At 37.2% G+C, this 18,870-nt stretch carries 19 protein-coding genes and 1 tRNA gene; all 20 read left to right on the top strand.

The features are described 5' to 3' along the window. The first annotated feature begins 3 nt into the window (after positions 1-3). The 20 genes from eno to hisA all read left to right on the top strand — a co-directional run bounded on the left by eno (position 4) and on the right by hisA (position 18,865). Positions 4-1,287, top strand: coding sequence for a phosphopyruvate hydratase (eno, locus tag NTHER_RS10255; protein ID WP_012448439.1), 1,284 nt, complete (start codon positions 4-6; stop codon positions 1,285-1,287). Between the two features lie 70 nt (positions 1,288-1,357). Beyond that, on the top strand, positions 1,358-1,591 hold the full coding sequence (gene secG, locus NTHER_RS10250; protein WP_012448438.1) for a preprotein translocase subunit SecG: 234 nt from the start codon (positions 1,358-1,360) through the stop codon (positions 1,589-1,591). A 135-nt stretch (positions 1,592-1,726) separates the two neighbouring features. Further along, positions 1,727-3,688: a sodium-translocating pyrophosphatase gene (locus NTHER_RS10245; RefSeq protein WP_012448437.1), complete on the top strand. Its 1,962-nt coding sequence runs from the start codon at positions 1,727-1,729 to the stop codon at positions 3,686-3,688. 143 nt (positions 3,689-3,831) lie between these two features. After that, the gene (locus NTHER_RS10240) at positions 3,832-4,575 is read left to right on the top strand and encodes an alpha/beta hydrolase (RefSeq protein ID WP_012448436.1); all 744 of its coding nucleotides are present in this window, start codon (positions 3,832-3,834) and stop codon (positions 4,573-4,575) included. Between the two features lie 156 nt (positions 4,576-4,731). Beyond that, positions 4,732-5,283 carry an HDIG domain-containing metalloprotein gene (locus tag NTHER_RS10235; protein WP_012448435.1) on the top strand — a complete coding sequence of 184 codons (552 nt, stop codon included), beginning with the start codon at positions 4,732-4,734 and terminating at the stop codon, positions 5,281-5,283. Between the two features lie 78 nt (positions 5,284-5,361). After that, entirely contained in the window at positions 5,362-7,491 is a 2,130-nt protein-coding gene (gene rnr, locus NTHER_RS10230) for a ribonuclease R (RefSeq protein WP_012448434.1), read from the top strand. A gap of 148 nt (positions 7,492-7,639) precedes the next feature. Beyond that, positions 7,640-8,002: an FMN-binding protein gene (locus tag NTHER_RS10225; protein ID WP_012448433.1), complete on the top strand. Its 363-nt coding sequence runs from the start codon at positions 7,640-7,642 to the stop codon at positions 8,000-8,002. Positions 8,003-8,094: 92 nt separating this feature from the next. Then, positions 8,095-8,170 (top strand) — tRNA-Ala (locus NTHER_RS10220). A gap of 243 nt (positions 8,171-8,413) precedes the next feature. After that, entirely contained in the window at positions 8,414-8,602 is a 189-nt protein-coding gene (locus NTHER_RS15790) for a hypothetical protein (protein ID WP_148206849.1), read from the top strand. 17 nt (positions 8,603-8,619) lie between these two features. Then, on the top strand, positions 8,620-8,841 hold the full coding sequence (locus tag NTHER_RS10215; protein WP_041367098.1) for a hypothetical protein: 222 nt from the start codon (positions 8,620-8,622) through the stop codon (positions 8,839-8,841). A gap of 43 nt (positions 8,842-8,884) precedes the next feature. Next, on the top strand, positions 8,885-9,118 hold the full coding sequence (locus tag NTHER_RS10210; protein ID WP_012448431.1) for a hypothetical protein: 234 nt from the start codon (positions 8,885-8,887) through the stop codon (positions 9,116-9,118). 440 nt (positions 9,119-9,558) lie between these two features. After that, entirely contained in the window at positions 9,559-11,013 is a 1,455-nt protein-coding gene (locus NTHER_RS10205; RefSeq protein WP_012448430.1) for an FMN-binding protein, read from the top strand. 375 nt (positions 11,014-11,388) lie between these two features. Next, entirely contained in the window at positions 11,389-12,312 is a 924-nt protein-coding gene (locus NTHER_RS10200) for an ROK family protein (protein ID WP_083762777.1), read from the top strand. Between the two features lie 70 nt (positions 12,313-12,382). After that, a complete protein-coding gene (gene pfkA, locus NTHER_RS10195; RefSeq protein ID WP_012448428.1) occupies positions 12,383-13,342 on the top strand; it encodes a 6-phosphofructokinase in 960 nt (319 codons plus the stop codon). Between the two features lie 50 nt (positions 13,343-13,392). Further along, positions 13,393-14,733, top strand: coding sequence for a glucose-6-phosphate isomerase (locus NTHER_RS10190; RefSeq protein ID WP_012448427.1), 1,341 nt, complete (start codon positions 13,393-13,395; stop codon positions 14,731-14,733). 250 nt (positions 14,734-14,983) lie between these two features. Beyond that, positions 14,984-16,213 (top strand): ATP phosphoribosyltransferase regulatory subunit, encoded by a 1,230-nt coding sequence (gene hisZ, locus NTHER_RS10185; protein WP_012448426.1) that lies wholly within the window; start codon positions 14,984-14,986, stop codon positions 16,211-16,213. Next, positions 16,206-16,850, top strand: a complete 645-nt coding sequence (hisG, locus tag NTHER_RS10180; protein WP_148206848.1) for an ATP phosphoribosyltransferase — start codon at positions 16,206-16,208, stop codon at positions 16,848-16,850. Before hisZ ends, hisG begins: the two co-directional genes overlap by 8 nt. Positions 16,851-16,886: 36 nt before the next feature. Further along, complete coding sequence (gene hisB / locus NTHER_RS10175; RefSeq protein WP_012448424.1) at positions 16,887-17,477, top strand: imidazoleglycerol-phosphate dehydratase HisB; 591 nt, start codon at positions 16,887-16,889, stop codon at positions 17,475-17,477. A gap of 30 nt (positions 17,478-17,507) precedes the next feature. Then, the gene (hisH, locus tag NTHER_RS10170; protein ID WP_012448423.1) at positions 17,508-18,128 is read left to right on the top strand and encodes an imidazole glycerol phosphate synthase subunit HisH; all 621 of its coding nucleotides are present in this window, start codon (positions 17,508-17,510) and stop codon (positions 18,126-18,128) included. Further along, entirely contained in the window at positions 18,125-18,865 is a 741-nt protein-coding gene (gene hisA, locus NTHER_RS10165; RefSeq protein ID WP_012448422.1) for a 1-(5-phosphoribosyl)-5-[(5-phosphoribosylamino)methylideneamino]imidazole-4-carboxamide isomerase, read from the top strand. Before hisH ends, hisA begins: the two co-directional genes overlap by 4 nt. The last annotated feature ends 5 nt before the right edge of the window (positions 18,866-18,870 follow it).

Below are 18,870 nucleotides of genomic sequence, written 5' to 3'. Positions count from 1 at the left end.
ATAATGAGCATGATAGAAGAAATTTACGCTAGGGAAATATTTGATTCACGTGGTAATCCAACTGTAGAAGTTGAACTTTATACTGAATCAGGTGCTTATGGTTTCGCCAGGGTACCTTCTGGCGCTTCCACAGGTGTACATGAAGCATTAGAATTAAGAGACGGTGAAGATAGATTTGGGGGTAAAGGTGTTAGAAAGGCGTGTAGCAAAGTTAATGAGGAAATTGGTCCCAATTTGGTTGGGATGGATGTTACTTTTCAATCTGCCATCGATAGAGCGCTACTAGAACTAGACGGAACAGATAATAAGGAAAATCTAGGAGCTAATGCCATGTTGGGAGTTTCTCTAGCAGCTGCTAGAGCTTCGGCTGAATTTTTAGGGCTTCCTTTATATCAAGTGTTGGGAGGAGTAAGTAGTAGTACCTTACCAATACCCCAGATGAATATTCTTAATGGCGGGGAACACGCAGATAATAATGTAGATATCCAAGAGTTTATGATTATGCCTATTAGGGCCAATAACTTCCAACACGCTATGAGAATGGGAGTTGAAATTTTCCATGCCTTGAAAAATGTTTTAAAAGATGAAGGATTATCAACTTCAGTGGGAGATGAAGGTGGTTTTGCTCCTGATCTCAAATCCAATAAAGAAGCATTAGAATATATTATTACTGCTATTGAAAAAGTAGGTTACAAGCCTGGTGAACAAGTTATGTTAGCTATAGATGCTGCAGCTTCAGAGCTGTACCAAGGTGATAAATATCATCTTGAGGGAGAAGGTAAAAGCTTAACCGCAGATGAAATGATTGATTTGTATCAGGACCTAGTAGAAAACTATCCAATTATTTCCATCGAAGACGGGTTGTCAGAAGATGATTGGGAAGGTTGGAAAAAAATGACTGAAAAGTTCCAGGGAAAAATACAGCTAGTAGGGGACGATTTGTTTGTTACAAACACTGACAGATTGACTCGAGGAATCAAAGAAGATATAGCTAATAGTATTTTGATTAAGCTAAATCAGATTGGAACAGTTACAGAAACCTTAGAGGCAATTGAACTGGCTAAAAAGAATGGATATACATCTGTGATTTCTCATCGCTCCGGAGAAACAGATGATCCCTTTATTGCGGATCTAGCTGTGGCAACCAATGCAGGTCAGATTAAAACCGGAGCTCCATCTAGAATGGACCGGGTAGCCAAGTACAATCAATTAATCAGAATTTCAGAAGAGCTTTATGGAGTTTCAAGATATCCAGGAATGGGAAGTTTTTATAATCTAGAAGTTTAGTCTTTCACTGTTGCTTTTTTTATTCCCCCTATGATAAAATAACACGGGATAAGGGGGTGTAATTAAAATCATGTTGTATTCAGTTTTAGTAGGTTTACACGTTATCATAACATTAGTTTTGATTGCTACAGTTCTTCTACAATCCGGGAAAAGCGCCGGTCTGTCAGGAGCAATTTCCGGGGGTGCAGAAACGGTTTTTGGAAAGAAAAAGGGTATTGACGCCTTGCTAAGTAAAGTTACCACAGTGACTGCCATTTTGTTTATTGTAAACTCAATTTTATTGGCAGCTCTATCAGGTCTGTAGGATTATGGATAATAATGCAGGTCTGATATTACCTAACTTCTACGAAATAAGCGGTATTGTCGCTTGAATACCTCAACCAATAGGTTGAGGTAGTTTTTAGTACTACTAAAATACATATTTGAAGGGGGATAAGCCATGAGCGCAGTAGCAGCACCAATTGCAGGAATTATAGGGTTAGTATTTGCTTTTTATTTGATCAATCAAGTGAACAAGCGTGAAGAAGGCTCTGAAAGGATGCAGGAACTAGCTGCAGCCATTCAAGAGGGTGCCAGTGCATTCCTGCGTAGGGAATACCGGAGTTTGGCAGTTTTTGTGATAGTATTGTTTGTTGTGATAACAATTGCTATTGATATACAAACTGCCATTTCCTTCTTAGTAGGTGCCCTGTTTTCAGGTACAGCTGGTTTTATCGGTATGACTGTGGCTACTCGAGCTAATGTGAGAACAGCAAATGACGCACAGAATGAAGGGATTGCCCAAGCCCTAAGGACAGCCTTTTCAGGCGGGTCTGTCATGGGTATGTCTGTTGTAGGCTTAGGTATTTTGGGTGTAGGAATCTTGTATTTGGTTTTTGAAGATCCTGAAATTGTTAATGGTTTTGCCTTAGGTGCTAGTTCCATTGCATTATTCGCGCGTGTGGGCGGAGGTATATATACTAAAGCCGCCGATGTTGGAGCTGACCTTGTTGGTAAGGTAGAAGCTGGCATTCCCGAAGATGATCCCAGGAACCCTGCGGCAATTGCCGACAATGTTGGTGATAATGTAGGGGACGTTGCAGGAATGGGTGCAGATCTATTTGAATCCTTTGTAGGATCTATTATAGCAGCTATGACCATTGGCCTTGTCCAATATGGTGTTGAAGGGGTTCTATTACCCATACTACTAGGATCAGTTGGAGTAATTGCTTCAATTATCGGCTATTTCTTTGTTAGAGTCCGAGAAGGACAGAAACTAGCCTCTGCCTTAGAAAGAGGGACCATAGTTAGTGCTATTATAGTAGTGATTGCTGCCTTTATTTTAACTAACAATCTATTGGGAGAGTTAGGACCTTTTTACGCCATTTTAGCTGGCTTACTTGCTGGAATTTTAATTGGTAGAATTACTGAATATTACACCTCAGAACATTATGCACCAGTAAAGGGAATTGCAGATTCTTCAAGAACAGGAGCAGCTACTAACATTATCAGTGGTATAGCTGTTGGAATGAAAAGTACTTTCTTACCCATTATCGTTATAACAGTAGCTATATTTATAGCACATCAAGTTGCGGGCTTATACGGAATTGCTATAGCTGCTGTTGGAATGCTAGCAACAGTTGGTATGACAATTGCTGTTGATGCTTACGGTCCTGTAGCTGATAACGCAGGTGGTATTGCAGAAATGGCTGATTTAGATCCTGAAGTACGAGAAATCACTGACGAGCTGGATGCAGTAGGGAACACTACTGCAGCAATTGGAAAAGGATTTGCCATCGGATCAGCAGCCCTAACAGCTCTAGCATTATTTAGTGCATATACTCAAGCAGCAGATATTGATAATATTGACTTGACAAGTGCACCAGTAATTATTGGTCTATTGCTAGGCGGAATGTTACCATTCCTTTTCTCTGCTCTAACTATGAATGCCGTTGGCCAAGCTGCTAACCAGATGATAGACGAGGTTAGAAGACAAATTAAAGAAAAGCCGGGCATAATGGATGAAAAAGAAAAACCAGACTATGCAACTTGTGTTGATATTAGTACTGCAGCAGCTCTTAAGCAAATGGTATTACCAGGCTTACTTGCAGTTGTAGTACCATTATTGGTTGGATTATTGCCAGGATTAGGTAAAGAAGCCCTAGGAGGTCTCCTAGCTGGAGCCTTGGCTTCTGGTGTTATGATGGCTATCTTTATGGCAAACTCTGGTGGAGCTTGGGATAATGCTAAAAAGTACATTGAAGCTGGAAATCATGGTGGAAAAGGTACTGAGACTCATGCAGCTTCAGTAGTAGGAGATACAGTTGGGGATCCCTTTAAAGACACTTCAGGCCCCAGTATCAATATTTTAATTAAGCTAATGACAATTGTTTCCTTAGTTTTTGCTCCCCTGTTTTTCTAAATAAATATACGAAAGAATAACGATATTCAGACCACTAGAAGTGGTTATGTCAATAACCGGTCCGGCTTTTGCTTGGGCCGGTTATTTATATATGAATTTAGGGAAGGAATTAAGCCCTTGTTAGAAGAAATTAACTAGAGGGGGTGAGGATAATAAAGATTAAACCTCGGGTAGACAAAGAATTTTATTTGGAAGGTGAAAGTCAGTTAGGATGTTTGTTGGTTCATGGGTTTACCGGGACTCCAGGGGAAATGGAGCCACTGGGAAACTATCTGAATAATTGTGGTTATACTGTATATGCACCACTATTAAGTGGTCATGGAACCACTCCTGAAGATTTGGCTGTTACTACGAAAGATCAAATCTTTGACTCAGCTTTCAGAGGATTAGAAAGGTTGAAACACTGTCAAAAAGTTGTTGTTATAGGTTTATCAATGGGTGGCTTAATTTCCGGCCTGATTTCCCTTAAAACTGAGATTGAAGGGCTTGTGTTAATGGGAACTCCGGTTTTCTTAGGAGATAGGAAAGCCTATTTGGCTCCTGTTTTAAAATATATTAAACCATACATAAAAAAAATCAACAATAATGACTATCCTGTCACACCCACAAGTTATGACAGAACCCCAGTATCGGGAATTTCAGAATTATTAAAATTAAGACATGAGTTTTTAGTATCTTTAAAAGAAATATCTGTTCCTACTTTAATAATTCAAGGTATGAAAGATAATACTGTAAGGAGTGAAAGTGGTCGATACATTTATAATCATATTGGGAGTGAATCAGCCAGTCTATTAGAGTTAGAAAACACACGACACATTGTAACTCTAGATATTGAACGGAAAGAAGCCTTTAGTACGATAGATAATTTTTTAACAGATTTGTTATAATAGAGTATAACTAAGGGAAATTGGGTAATCTATGAAGTATAGATTGATTTTTTAATATGGGATTTTAGGAATGGTTAAGTGAGTACAAACTCAGTCAAGTCAGTTGTTAGTTATTTTGTAATTATTACAATTGATTAATAGGAGGGAGAGGATCGCATGAATCGGGAGGAAGCGTGTAATCTTTTAAAAGACAAAGTAAAAACTGATAACTTGGTGAAACACTCTTTGGCAGTTTCAAAGGTGATGGAACGAATGGCTGAAAAATTAGATGAAGATAAGGACAAGTGGGAACTCGTTGGTTTACTTCATGACATTGATTATGAAGAAACAAAGGATAACCCCGAAAATCACAGTCTTAAGGGAGCTGAGATGCTAAAAGAAAAAGGTTTTGACCAGGAATTTTGCGAAGCTGTAAAAAGACATAATGATGCTCATGGGCTTGCTAGAGAGTCTAATATGGACAAAGCACTTTACTGTGCGGACCCAGTCACAGGATTGATAGTAGCATCGGCTTTAATACATCCAGATAAAAGTTTGAAGTCTATAGATGAGGAATTTATTATGAATCGTTATGAAGAACCTTCTTTTGCACGAGGAGCAAAAAGATCCCAGATTGCCATGTGTCATGAATTAGGTTTTGAATTGGAAGAATTTATTGGACTTGCATTAGGTGCTATGCAAGATATATCTGATGACCTGGGGTTGTAACCCCAGGTTTTTGTTGATATTATAAACAAAAAGCGGGAAAATTAATAAGACAAAAGTATTAGTTATCGAGGTGGTGTGATGATACTTAGAGACAAAATTATCAACTTCATGAAAGCAGATGCTTATAAACCTATGACCTTTGAAGAGTTAAAAGATGAATTTAAAATTAACAAACCTAGACAGGTCAAACGGTTTAAAAAGATATTGAAAAAGATGACTCGAGATGGACAGATTGTGAAAACTAGATATGGCTATTATGGTTTACCGGAGCGTATGAATTTGCAAATAGGAACAATCCAGGGTCATCCTAAAGGATATGCTTTTCTTTTACCAGATAAGCCTGGTAGTCCTGATGTGTTTTTAAGCCCTAAAAGTCTAAATGGAGCCCTACACAATGACAAAGTATTAGTAAGAATACATAAAGAGGAGATGCTGAACCAAAAACCTGAAGGAGAAGTAGTACGAATTATTTCCCGGGGAATGTCCGAAGTAGTTGGTACATTTGATAAAAGTGATCGATTTGGTTTTGTGGTTCCAGATGATGATAGATTCTTCAGAGATGTGTTTATAAATAAAGCAGATGCCAATGGTGCTAAAAATGGCCAAAAGGTTGTTGCTCAAATCACAGGTTGGCCCGATACTCCGGCCAAAAACCCTGAAGGTGAGATCATTAAAGTAATTGGAAATCCTAGTGATCCTGGTGTGGATATTGAGACTATTATAAATAAATACGGTCTGTCAGAAGATTATCCGCCAAAAGTCAAAGAACAATTAGAGGAAGTTCCTAATGAGATTAGCCCGAAAGATTACGAAGGAAGAGAGTTGATTCAAGGGTTACCAACTGTAACCATTGATGGTAGCGATGCTAAGGACTTGGATGATGCAGTCTCTTTAGAGAAACTCGATAATGGAAATATGGAACTAGGTGTACATATAGCTGATGTCAGTTACTATGTCAGAGAAGGAACTCCACTAGATAAAGAAGCTCGTCAAAGGGGTACTAGTGTTTATTTGGTGGATCGTGTTTTACCTATGTTACCACCAAAGTTATCAAATAATATTTGTAGTCTAAACCCAGGAGTAGAACGCTTGACTATGAGCGCTTTTGTAGAACTAACAGAAGAAGGAGACATTGCAAATTATAGATTGACTCCTAGTGTAATCAAGAGTAACTACCGCTTAACCTATGAAGAGGTCAATGAGTTATTTGATGGTAGTAAAGAGATAGAAGAAAAATATCCAGATGTAGCCTGGATGTTATTTGAAATGAAAACAATCTCTGAAAAACTTAGGGAACGAAGATTTGATGAAGGGGCTATAGACTTTGAATTTGATGAACCAGTTGTGGTATTAGATGATCAAGGGAAACCAGAAAGTGTTGAAAAACGAGCAAGAGGATCCGCAGAAAAGTTGATAGAAGAATTTATGCTACTAGCTAATAGAGTTGTAGCCGAACACCATTATAACCTTGATATGCCTTTTATTTACAGAGTCCACGAACAGCCTGATGATGAAAAAGTTTCAACTTTCAGGGAGTTTGCGTCAAAGTTTGGGTATTATTTGCCTAAACCGGAAGGGGAAGAAATATATCCCATCGAATTTCAAAAAGTTTTAGAAGAAGCAAAGGATACTAGAGAGGAACGTGCTATTAGCACTATGATGCTCAGGTCAATGAAACAGGCTAGATATGCAGCTGAAAGCCTGGGCCACTTTGGGCTATCTTTTCAATATTATACTCACTTTACTTCACCTATTAGAAGATATCCCGACTTAGTAGTTCATAGGATTATGAGAGAAATTATTACCAAGAAAGACTTAAAAGAGGCCAGACAAAAGAAATTACAAAGTAAATTAGAAGAAATAGCCTATCAATCTTCTTTGAGGGAACAAGAAGCTACAGAAGCAGAGAGAGAATCAGTTGATTATAAAATGGCCGAGTATATGGAACAATTTGTAGGGGATGATTTTCCAGGAATAGTAAGTTCTGTAACTTCCTTTGGTATATTCATAGAGTTACCAAATTTAGTTGAAGGTCTTGTGCATGTAAGTTCTATGACTGATGATTACTATTACTTTGACGAAGAAAAATTTGCTTTAATTGGTGAACAGACAAGAAAAACTTATCGAATCGGGGATGAAGTTAAAGTTAAAGTGGTTAAAACCTCAAAGGAAGATTGTCAAGTTGACTTTGAACTAGTTGAAGATTAGATAAATAACGATTGTAGGGATCAAAGGTCAATTTGTGGGGATCAAAAGTTTAAAAAAAGTTTATTTACTAGCAGTTGACTCAATTTAGGGTTAATGTTATATTTTATTAGGATAAACAAAATAATTATGATTTAGGGAGGGGAGACAAATGACCAAAAAGTTACTACTAGTTATGGCACTAGGTGTAATGTTAGTTTTCGCCGGATGTGGCAATGGCGAAGATGCTGCAGGAGATGCTGAAGGTTGGGCTGACGGTACTTATGAAGGTACTGCTGAAGGTTATGCTGGCCCAATAACCGTAGAAGTTACCATTGAAGACGGCGAAATGACTAACATTGAAATCGTGGAAGAAGATGAGACAGAAGATATCGCACAGCCAGTATACGACGAACTTCCTGGTGAAATTATTGAAAATCAGGGTACTGAAGGTGTAGACGCTATTACAGATGCTACTGAAACTAGTGAAGCTATTTTTGAGGCTGTAGAAGAAGCACTTGAAGCAGCAGAATAAAGATTATTAATTAACTTTTATTAAAATCTTGTCAAATTAATCTAGATATGCTACACTATATATTGGTCGCGATAAATTGTATAAACTGTAGTGGGGGTATAGCTCAGTTGGGAGAGCGCCTGAATGGCATTCAGGAGGCCGTGGGTTCAAGTCCCACTACCTCCACCAATACATTAAAAAACTAACCTGCCTTAATGGCAGGTTTTTTTTGATAAAATTTAAAATGATATTTATAAAAGAAATATAAATTTTTTTGTTAAATATTAACATTATTCTTAAAGCACTTTTTGAAATTATTATTGAAGAGCAAATCTGGGATTCAGTTCAAGAAAAGAGAAAGAATAGAGCGAATTATTCTCCAACTAGAGCAAGGAAGATGTAAGTAAATCAGAACCACTGTTGCTTACCGGTATGACTTATTATGGGCATTGTGGTTCTAAATTAGCCACAACAAGTCAGCAGAAAAAGTATGTTCGCAAAGATGGTGCAGAAAATATTAGATATTTATATAAATACAGATGCACTGGGAAAGCGTATAAAGCTAGAGATTGTGATGGGCAGACTGCTTATGCCAAAAATATATTGAGGATTCTGTTTTAACTGAAGTGAATCAATATTTGAAAATACTAGAACAGGTAGACTTAACTTCACATATTAAAAAAAATGAGTCAAGTAAGCTTGATAAGAAGAAAATGGATATTAAAAGACTTCAAAGAGAAAATGAGAAAAACTATAAGGAATTGACTGTCTTAAAAGGAGAGGTTGCAAATAGCATCACAGGTGAAAGTAGGTTTGATCCAAAGCTATTAAATGAATTGATACAAAATAAAGGAAAATGAGATCCAAGAAGTTGGTGAAAAGTTAAAAAAAATTGAAGCTGATTTGTCTAGGGAGCAAAAAGAGGTTTATGAAACTAAAGAGCTTCAAAAACTAATACCTGTATGGCAAGAAGAGTTTGGAAAAGCTTCAATTGATAGAAAGAAAATGTTATTGAGATTGATAATTGACCGAATAACTGTACGGAGATATGAAATTTCTATTGATGTTAAACTTTCAATTAATGGTTTTATGAGTGGTTTGGGGGCGGGTGAAGATGATAATGGGGAGAGCACTTGAATGGCATTAAGACGGCGTGGGTTCAAGTCCCACTACCTCCACCAATACATCAAGGTTAGTTTTTTGTGTATTAAATTAATTTAACATACCTTAAGCAGTAGAGGTATGTCTTAATTTGCTTAAATTTAAATTGGTGCAAATTAACAGTAAAATTTTAGTTGTAGAAAATTGTAGAATGTGGTAATATAAGATTATATTATGGTTACATAGCTTATCTATATGGGTATTTGGGTTTTCTTTAATTTTGGCTATGTTAGTGAAACCAATATCAAAACTCGTTAAATTACTATAGTTTTAATTTCGCAGATATTAGCCTCACTAGATTTTAAATTATTTAGAAGGAGGTGAAGAATCAGGAAACTATTAAGGTCAAGTTAGAGGCTTAATGGTTCGAGCAAAGCTAAACATAATATTATTAAGATATAAGAGGGGGTTAGGAAATGAAGTTAGCTAAAAAGTTAGGTATTTTATCGGTTATCATTATAATTTCTGGAGCATTAATTTTCGCAGGATGTGGAGAAGAAGCAGATAACGGGGAAAATGGAGAAGGTGAAGAAAATGGACAAGCTGAAAGTACGGACCTGCAAGATGGTGTTTACACGGCTTCTTCGGAAGCAGGAGAGCGTTCTTATACCGAAGCAACAGTAACAGTGGATGATGGAGAAATTACCGATGTTAAGCTTTATGAATTCGATAATAGAGGGCTTAAAAAAGGTGTAGACTTTGCGTATAATATGGAACGGTGGGCCGAACAATCCGAAGATTTACCTGAAGAATTTGAGTATTTCACTGATGTCACTGATGAACTAGAACAAAAATTTGTGGAAGCTAATTCTTACGAAGTAGATATAATTTCTGGAGCCACTGGAAGTACTGAAAGCGCTATGGATGCTGTGGAAAGAGCTTTAGGTAAGGCTAAAGGAGAAACAGGTCCTTATGACGGTACTTTTATGGGAGTATCCGATGAAGGTTCCCGTAGTTGGGGTATTGCCTGGGTGACTTTAGAAGATAATGAAATTGTTGATGTGAGACTTGAGGAGGCGGGGAAACCAGATGCTTATGAACCTGCCAAAAAAGCCGAATTAAAAGATGAAGATTACGATTGGGATGAATTTCATGAAGCTAAAGAAGAACTACCCGAGGCTTTTATAGAGGCGAACTCACCTGATGTAGATATTATTACCGGGGCTACTGGCAGTTCAGAAGGTTGGAAACAGGCTGTAGCTAGAGCTCTGGCAAATGCGGAAAGATATGAAAGAGTAACTGGATACTCCGAATACTCAAGAGGTTTTGTAAAAGCAGATATCGTTCTAGATGGAGAAGAATTTGTAGATGTTAGCTTAGTTGAATACGATGATCAAGGTAGAAGAAAAGAAATAGATTATCAATACGATGTAGAGAACTGGGCAGACAATCGTGATGATTATCCCGAAGAATATGAAAGTTTACAGGAAATGCACGATGATTTGATAGCAAGATTTATGGATGCTAACTCGGCAGAAATTGACACTATTACAGGTGCAACTTCAACTTCCGAAAAGGCTCAAGATGCCGTTGAAAAAGCGTTAACAGAGGGAGCTTTTGATGGAACATTTATGGGGCTTTCATCGGTCAATGAACGTGGTGGTTGGAACATTGCTTTTGTCACTTTTGAAAACAGTGAAATAACAGAAGTAGAGCTAGAAGAAATACAAAAAACAGATGATGGTGACTATGAAATGAAAGACGAAGATTATGATTGGGATGAATTTCATGAAGCTAAAGAAGATTTGCCAGAAATGTTTATTGAAGCCGAAGAGCCAACTGAAGTAGACAATATAACAGGAGCTACAGGAAGTGTTGACAGATGGAAAGAAGCAGTTAAAGATGCTATGGAAAAAGCAGATATTAACTAAATAAAGCTGGACGCATAGAATTTGCTTGTAAACGAAAGGCCTTCTAGTCTCGGATTAGAAGGCTTTTTTTTTTGGATTAGTTGGTGAATTTTATGCTGTAATAAGTTACTATTATTGTAGTAAAAGCGATAATCAAAGTGATTGTTTTTTCAAGGATTTTTAGTAAATACGTAGAAATTAAAATCCAAGAAAACTTAGCCAAACTTATAAAAAAGTAAGTCATATTTATTGGGGGATAACAGGAAAAATCTCCCTATTTTATTTTTGGAAAATAACTGGAAAAATAACAAAAAGAGAAGGAATTTCAAAAAACATTATCGAAAAGTAATATAATCTATTAACCCTGCGGGCTAAAAATAATCCCGCTGAGGAGGGATTGTAATTTATCTGACTTTCGACTTAGGAGCTACTACATTAAAAGGTGGATTATTTAATACTTCAAGTAATTTAATATTCGAGGCAAACCGATCTTCACGAAATGTAAATAGTGTCGATGAATTAGTTGATATAATAGAAGATTTAGCCCAGGAAATGTTAGAATGTCAAAACCAAGACAAAAACAATGTTATAGGTTTAGGGATAGGAGTGCCCGGATTTGTTCCATTAAAAGGAGATAGGATACCGCAATTAGTTAACATGGGTTTAGAAAATGTTCCCTTGAAATTCAAATTAGAGCAAAAATTTAATGCACATGTTCTTGTAGAGAATGATGCAAATGCTGCTGCATGGGGAGAACATAAAGCCGGGGCTTCACAAGGAACCCGGGACAATCTATTAATAACTTTAGGTACAGGAGTAGGTAGTGGCGTAATTGTAAACGAGGCAATTCATCGTGGAAACTTAGGTTTGACTGGGGAGATAGGACATATATTGGTGAGACCTATAGATGGAAAGCTTTGTAACTGTGGAAAAGTTGGCTGTTTAGAAACAGAATGTTCAGGTGTTGCTATTGAAAGTAAAGCTAAAGCTCTATATGATGAGCATCAGTTGACAGCACGGGAAGTCTTTAACAGGGCCGATAATGGAGACGAAACTGCAAAAAGAGTAATTCAAGAAGCATCGTATTACTTAGCCTGGGGGATATCCCATGCTTTACATGTATTGGAGTTTGAAGTTGTTGTATTAGGTGGTGGAATTTCCAGAGGAGGGAATTTATTATTACAGCCAGTCAGAGCTTATTTAGAGGATTTTATGGGGGACTGTCCTGAATTTCCCACAGAAAAGGTGTTAGTCTCTAAACTCGGGAATAAAGTTGCTCTACATGGATTGTATTATTTAATATATGAAAAGATAAACTAAAATTCATAGTATAAAATGGCCTGGAAGTAAAATCAAAATTAATTAGAATGAGCTTAAGGGGGTACTTTCAGTGAAAAAAATTGGAGTTTTAACCAGTGGAGGAGATTCTCCTGGCATGAATGCCACTATTAGAGCAGTGGTGCGCCGGGGCATATATATGGGTTTAGATATTTATGGGATATATTATGGCTTTAGTGGATTGATAAATGGAAATATCGAAAAATTAGAAATAGGTAGTGTGGGAGATATCATCCACCGCGGTGGTACCATTTTGCACACCAGTAGGTCTGAAGAGTTTAAAACCGAAATGGGACAACAAAAAGGTTTTGATAATTTAAAAGAACTGGGAATTGAAGGGTTAATTGTTATCGGAGGGGATGGAAGTTTCAAGGGAGCAGAGAAATTATCTCAAATGGGGTTACCAGTAATAGGTGTTCCAGGAACTATCGATAATGATATTCCTGAAACAGAGATGAGTATTGGCTTTGATACAGCCCTCAACACTGTCATTGAAGCTATCGACCGCATAAGAGATACTGCCACTTCCCATGAACGAATATTTGTAATAGAAGTTATGGGAAGAGATTGTGGTAATTTAGCTTTATGGTCAGGTTTAGCCGGTGGGGCCGAATCTGTACTGATTCCAGAAATAGATTACGATATGGAAAAGGTTATCGAAAGACTAAAACACGGATATAAACGTGGAAAAAAGCATAGCATAATAATTGTGGCAGAAGGTGTCAAACCGGGAGCTGAAATTGGAAAAGAGATTAAAGAACGGGCAGGACTCGATAATAGGGTGACTGTTCTAGGTCACGTTCAACGAGGAGGAACGCCAACTGCTTATGATAGGATGTTGGGTAGTCGTTTAGGGGCAAAGGCAGTGGATCTCTTAGTTGCAGGGGAATCTGATAAAATGATAGGAATGAGAGATTACAAGCTTGTTCCCGTACAATTCAAGGATGTATTTAGTAAAATTGAAGAACCTGATTACGATATTTATGAGCTTTCTCAAAGCCTGTCAATCTAAATATAATTGATCATTCAAATTGTACAAAACCTATATTAGAGGTGATCTCTATGAAAGAGTATCAATTAGCAGTTGAAAGAATTGAGGTGAATTGGAACTATTGCAGTGATTTTATAAAAAATCACGAATTAGACGCTTATCAAGCGAAAATTCATCAAATTCACGAACAGATTCATGAAAAAACGGGCCTGGGTAATGATGCCCTTGATTGGCTTGAATTACCTCTAAATTATGAACAGTCTATTCCAGTGACAAAAATTAAGGAACTGGCAGAAAATATCAGGTCTAAAGCTGACGTGTTTTTAGTAATCGGCGTTGGAGGTTCTTATATTGGAGCCAGGGCAGCCATTGAATTTTTACGACCTGATAATAATTCTCCTGAGATTTTATACTTGGGTCATCATCTTTCACCACGCTATATCAATGAAGTGCTAGCTTCTCTGGAGGGACGTCAGGTATTTGTCAATGTTATATCCAAATCCGGGGGAACTTTGGAGCCTTCTCTTGCCTTTCGCACTATTCGATCTTTTATGGAAGAGAGATTTGGTAAAGATGAAGCCAGGCGGAGGATTATTGCAACTACCGATGGTGAGAAAGGAAAGCTTAAAGCCTTGGCTGACAAAGAGGGCTATGAAACACTTGTTATACCTGATGGCATCGGTGGACGGTATTCAGTATTGACACCAGTCGGGCTTCTTCCCATTGCTGTTTCCGGAGTGAATATTAAAGACATGTTAAATGGTGCACAGAAAGCTTATGAGATAACAAGTATACCCGATTTAGATAAAAACCCTGCCTATATTTATGCCGCATTAAGGCATATTCTACTCCAAAAAGGTAAACAAACTGAAATACTTGTAACCTACGATCCCTTTGCAGGTTATTTAGGTGAGTGGTGGAAACAATTGTTTGGCGAAAGTGAAGGTAAAGATGGTAAAGGTATATTCCCGACCAGGGCAGATTTTACTACAGATCTACATTCACTAGGTCAGTATATACAAGAGGGTAGTAGGCACTTATTTGCCACAACCGTATGGTGGGAGACTGAGGATGACTTAGTACTTCCAGGTTTAAATTATAGCCGAGGAGAAGAAGGTGACAACAAATCTAACCATGAAAATGATGACGGTTTAACTTATTTACAAGGAAAAAGTTTTCATGAAATAAACCGTCAGGCATTTTTGGGTACTGTTCAGGCGCATAACTGGGGAGGTGTTCCTAATATTGTAATTTCACTCCCAGAAATCAATTCTTATTATTTGGGACTCTTATTTTATTTCTTCATGAAATCCTGTGCGGCCAGTGGTTATTTATTAGGAGTTAATCCCTTTAATCAACCAGGTGTAGAAGCTTATAAACAAAATGTTTTGTCTAGACTAGAACAAATTTGATACTAGGTGACTTAAATTACATGATTTTCACACCTGTATTCACACGTATAAATAAATCTTTCTGATGTGAATATGGGTGTGATTTTTGGTGTAAATTTGCTTGTAATTTTAAAATTACAACTTCAAAACGTAATCCCTTAATTATCTTACAGAGACCCATTTTATTGACGGAATAAAATAGGCGTGATAAGATATTACCAATGATTAATTAACACTTTAACGAGTTAACGAAATAAAGGAGGTTCCTTAATTGGTCCCAAGAGAGATTCAGCTGTTACAAAAACCATCAGGAGTCAACGATAACTTACCTAATAGAGTAGAAAAGTTTCGATTATTAGAAAATAAAATTTTAGAAACCTTTAAACTATGGGGGTATGATGAGGTTTCTGTGCCTTATATCGAATATTCCAATATATTCTCAGTAAATAAAGAAAACTTGCTGGAACAACAAATGTTCCAGTTCAATGATGAAACTGGACGTTTGGTTGTACTTAGACCTGATTTTACACCTTCAATTGCTAGATTAGTTGCAACTTACTATAAAAATCATCCCCTGCCATTGAGATTATGTTATTCTGGTAAAATCTTTCGAGCAAATAATGGCAATTCAATTAATGAAAAAGAACAAACTCAAGTGGGAGTTGAATTGATAGGTGGTGAAGCACCGGGTGGAGATGCCGAATTAGTAGCTATGGCAGCAGAGACATTTCAAAAAATGGAGATAAAGAATTTTGTTATCTGTATTGGCAATCTTAAGTTTATCAATAATTTATTAGATTGTCTTAAAGTTGATCAATCCTCTCAAAGTATGTTAATTGAAGCTTTAAATGAAAATAATTTAGTCCAATATCAGGGGATAATTGATAGTCTGGAATTGGAATCAGACAGTAAGGATATTCTTAAAAAGTTACCAAAATTCAGGGGTAATAAAGAAAATCTTAACTATGTTAGGGAAGTAGCTGGGTTTAAGCCAGTTATGAATATTTTAGATGAACTCGAAAATATCTTTAAAACTCTTGAAAGTTACGGCTTGCAAGATAAGGTGACATTTGATCTGTCTCTAGTACGAAAATTAGATTATTATACCGGTTTTATTATGGAAGGTTATGCCGAAAAAGTTGGCTTTCCACTTTGTGGAGGTGGCCGATATGATAAGCTGATGGATAAATACGGTATGAGCTTACCGGCTACGGGTTTCGCCTTTTCTTTTGATAGTTTAATAGATTTAGTGAAAGTTAAAGGTGATGCGTTGTCAAAACTTCATTTTGGATATACCCAGGGTAAGCGTGACCAAGCCTTAGAACATGTAAAAGATTATCGTCAGCGAGGATATAGAGTGAGTTTGGAGTTAAATAGCCAGGAATTGGAAGTATCTCGACGCAAAGCGAAAGAACAGGGAGCTGACCAATTTTATTATATAGGTAATCATGGAATGGTTAAGGAAAATATCAGCACTAATTCGGAAAGAAAGGATGTCTAGGATGAGAACGGGAGAACAACTGACAATTGCTTTACCAAAGGGTAGGATTCTTGATGAAAGTGTTAAACTACTGGAACAAGCAGGTATAGCCTGTGATCAGGTTAATGAAAATGGTAGAAAGTTAATTTTTACCGATCAAGAGCAGTCTTTGTCTTTTATATTAGGAAAACCTATGGATGTACCAACTTATGTTGAACACGGTGCAGCTGATATAGGAATTGTTGGCAAAGATGTGATTGAAGAGGTTAAAGGTGAATATTACGAGTTACTTGATATGAAGATGGGTTACTGTAAAATGGTACTAGCTCGAGAAAAATCTAATGAAACATTTGATATAAACTCTGTAAATGCTGTAGCTACTAAATATCCTCAAATAACCCAAGAATACTTCCAGGAGTTTGGCCGACAGGTAAAAATAATTAAATTAAATGGGTCAGTGGAACTAGCCCCCCTTATCGGCTTGTCTGATACTATAGCAGACTTGGTTTCAACAGGCAAAACCTTAAAGGAAAATAATTTAGAAGAAGTATCTTCGATTATGGATATTACAACCCGCTTGATTGCCAATAAAGGGAGCTATCAATTGAAACAGAATCGCATTGGCCAACTAGTGGAAAATTTAAAAGATTTAGTTTAATTAGGATAATTAAATAGTATAAGAGAGGTGTTATCAATGGAAAGAAGGGTTGCCACAGTAGAAAGAAAAACTTCAGAAACGGAAATTCAACTTTCCGTCAACTTGGATGGGCAAGCCAATTTTAGCATTGACACTCCGGTTTATTTTCTAAATCATATGCTCGAACTCTTCAGTTACCATTCAGGTTTTGATTTGGAAATTGAAGCTTCCGGGGATACGGAAATTGATAATCATCATATAGTGGAAGATATTGCCTTGGTATTGGGAGAAGCTTTTAGAAAGGCGATAGGAGATAAAGGTGGTATTAATAGATATGCCAATATACACCTTCCTATGGATGAAACTTTAATTTTAGTAGTTGTAGATATTTCCGGAAGGCCTCATTTAAGTTATGGTTTGGAATTTCAAAATGAGAGGGTGGGTCAATTTGAAACTGCATTATTCCGAGAGTTTTTTAAGTCTTTTGTAAATGAAAGTAAAATAACTCTTCATTTAAGACAATTATCTGGAACTGATCCTCACCATATAGCCGAGGCGACTTTTAAAGGACTAGCACGCAGCCTTCGAGAAGCAGTTCGCATATCCGGAGATACAGCTAAAATTCCCTCGTCAAAGGGCAAATTATAAACCGGACGCAAATGTAAATGGGGTGGTACAATGATTGGAATTATTGATTACGGTGTCGGGAATTTATTTAGTGTAAAAAATGCTTTGGATTATTTGGAAATAAACAGTGAAATCACTGATTCACCTGAGAAATTAACTAACTATTCCGCCCTGATATTACCTGGAGTAGGTTCCTTCAAAGAAGGTATGAGCATGCTGAAAGAGCAAGGCTTTCAAGATATTATCAGGGAACGGGTTAAGGCTGGTGTCCCCTTGCTGGGGATATGCCTGGGGATGCAGTTATTGTTCACAGAAGGTGAAGAAGGGGATGCAGAGAGAAATGCGACCCCTGGACTGGCTTTGATTGATGGTCGGATAACTAAATTCCCCCAGGACGTGATGGTTCCACATGTTGGCTGGAATCAAGTTAATATTTCTAATTCCCATCCCGTTTTTGATCATATTGATGGAGAATATTTTTATTTTGTACATTCTTATAGAGCCGAATTAGATCAGCTATCAGAAGATGTGCTGATTGGACAGACGAGTTACTATGAATCTTTTCCCAGTATTGTGGGCCAAGATAATATATTGGGTGTACAGTTTCACCCGGAAAAAAGCAGTCATGCCGGGTTATCTATCTTGAAAGTGTTTGGAGGGATGATGGGTTGAGTTTAGAATTGATACCTGCAATTGATTTATACGAAGGAGAATGTGTCAGGTTAACTGAAGGGGAATTGGGCTCGAAAAAAGTGTATAGTGATAACCCTTCAGACATGGCCAGACATTTTCAAGAACAAGGCGCCTCTAGATTGCACCTGGTAGACTTAGAAGGAGCCTTTCAAGGAAGTGTTAAAAATTCCACTATTATCGAAAAAATAGCAAATAAAGTATCGATTCCAGTCCAAGTAGGTGGAGGAATTAGATCAATTGAAGCTATAGAAAGACTGGTTAATATGGGCGTTGACCAAGTTATACTTGGTACTAAAGCTTACAATGACAGGGACTTTTTACAATCAGCTTTAGAGTTATTTCATAAAAATATAATAGTTGGAGTGGATATTAAAGGTGGTAAAGTGGCTACAGAAGGTTGGGTCAATGTTTCGGACACAAAAACTTACGATTATTTAAGTGAATTGACCGAACTGGGTGTACCACGAGTTATTTTAACGGATATCTCTAAAGATGGAAAACTTCAAGGGCCGAACCTGGAGTTATTTAAAGAACTAGCGATTTTTACTGAACTGGATTTAGTTTTATCCGGAGGGATGTCTTCTTTAGAAGATATAAATCGAATCCAAAAGCTACAAAATGAAATTGCACACAACTTAGCAGGAGTGATCCTGGGAAAAGCTTTATATGAAGGGAAAATAGATTTACAAGGGGCACTGGAAACCATTAGAAAATGAGGTGA

This window comes from Natranaerobius thermophilus JW/NM-WN-LF (genome assembly GCF_000020005.1).
In the GTDB taxonomy this organism is placed as follows: Bacteria; Bacillota; Natranaerobiia; order Natranaerobiales; family Natranaerobiaceae; genus Natranaerobius; species Natranaerobius thermophilus.
This window is presented reverse-complemented; position numbering and strand designations above follow the sequence as displayed.

Bases quoted from the DNA above. Each gene is read 5' to 3' on its own strand.
- eno (WP_012448439.1), top strand. From the start codon at position 4: ATGAGCATGATAGAAGAAATTTACGCTAGGGAAATATTTGATTCACGT.
- secG (WP_012448438.1), top strand. From the start codon at position 1,358: ATGTTGTATTCAGTTTTAGTAGGTTTACACGTTATCATAACATTAGTT.
- NTHER_RS10245 (WP_012448437.1), top strand. From the start codon at position 1,727: ATGAGCGCAGTAGCAGCACCAATTGCAGGAATTATAGGGTTAGTATTT.
- NTHER_RS10235 (WP_012448435.1), top strand. From the start codon at position 4,732: ATGAATCGGGAGGAAGCGTGTAATCTTTTAAAAGACAAAGTAAAAACT.
- rnr (WP_012448434.1), top strand. From the start codon at position 5,362: ATGATACTTAGAGACAAAATTATCAACTTCATGAAAGCAGATGCTTAT.
- NTHER_RS10225 (WP_012448433.1), top strand. From the start codon at position 7,640: ATGACCAAAAAGTTACTACTAGTTATGGCACTAGGTGTAATGTTAGTT.
- NTHER_RS15790 (WP_148206849.1), top strand. From the start codon at position 8,414: ATGACTTATTATGGGCATTGTGGTTCTAAATTAGCCACAACAAGTCAG.
- NTHER_RS10205 (WP_012448430.1), top strand. From the start codon at position 9,559: ATGAAGTTAGCTAAAAAGTTAGGTATTTTATCGGTTATCATTATAATT.
- NTHER_RS10190 (WP_012448427.1), top strand. From the start codon at position 13,393: ATGAAAGAGTATCAATTAGCAGTTGAAAGAATTGAGGTGAATTGGAAC.
- hisG (WP_148206848.1), top strand. From the start codon at position 16,206: ATGTCTAGGATGAGAACGGGAGAACAACTGACAATTGCTTTACCAAAG.
- hisB (WP_012448424.1), top strand. From the start codon at position 16,887: ATGGAAAGAAGGGTTGCCACAGTAGAAAGAAAAACTTCAGAAACGGAA.
- hisH (WP_012448423.1), top strand. From the start codon at position 17,508: ATGATTGGAATTATTGATTACGGTGTCGGGAATTTATTTAGTGTAAAA.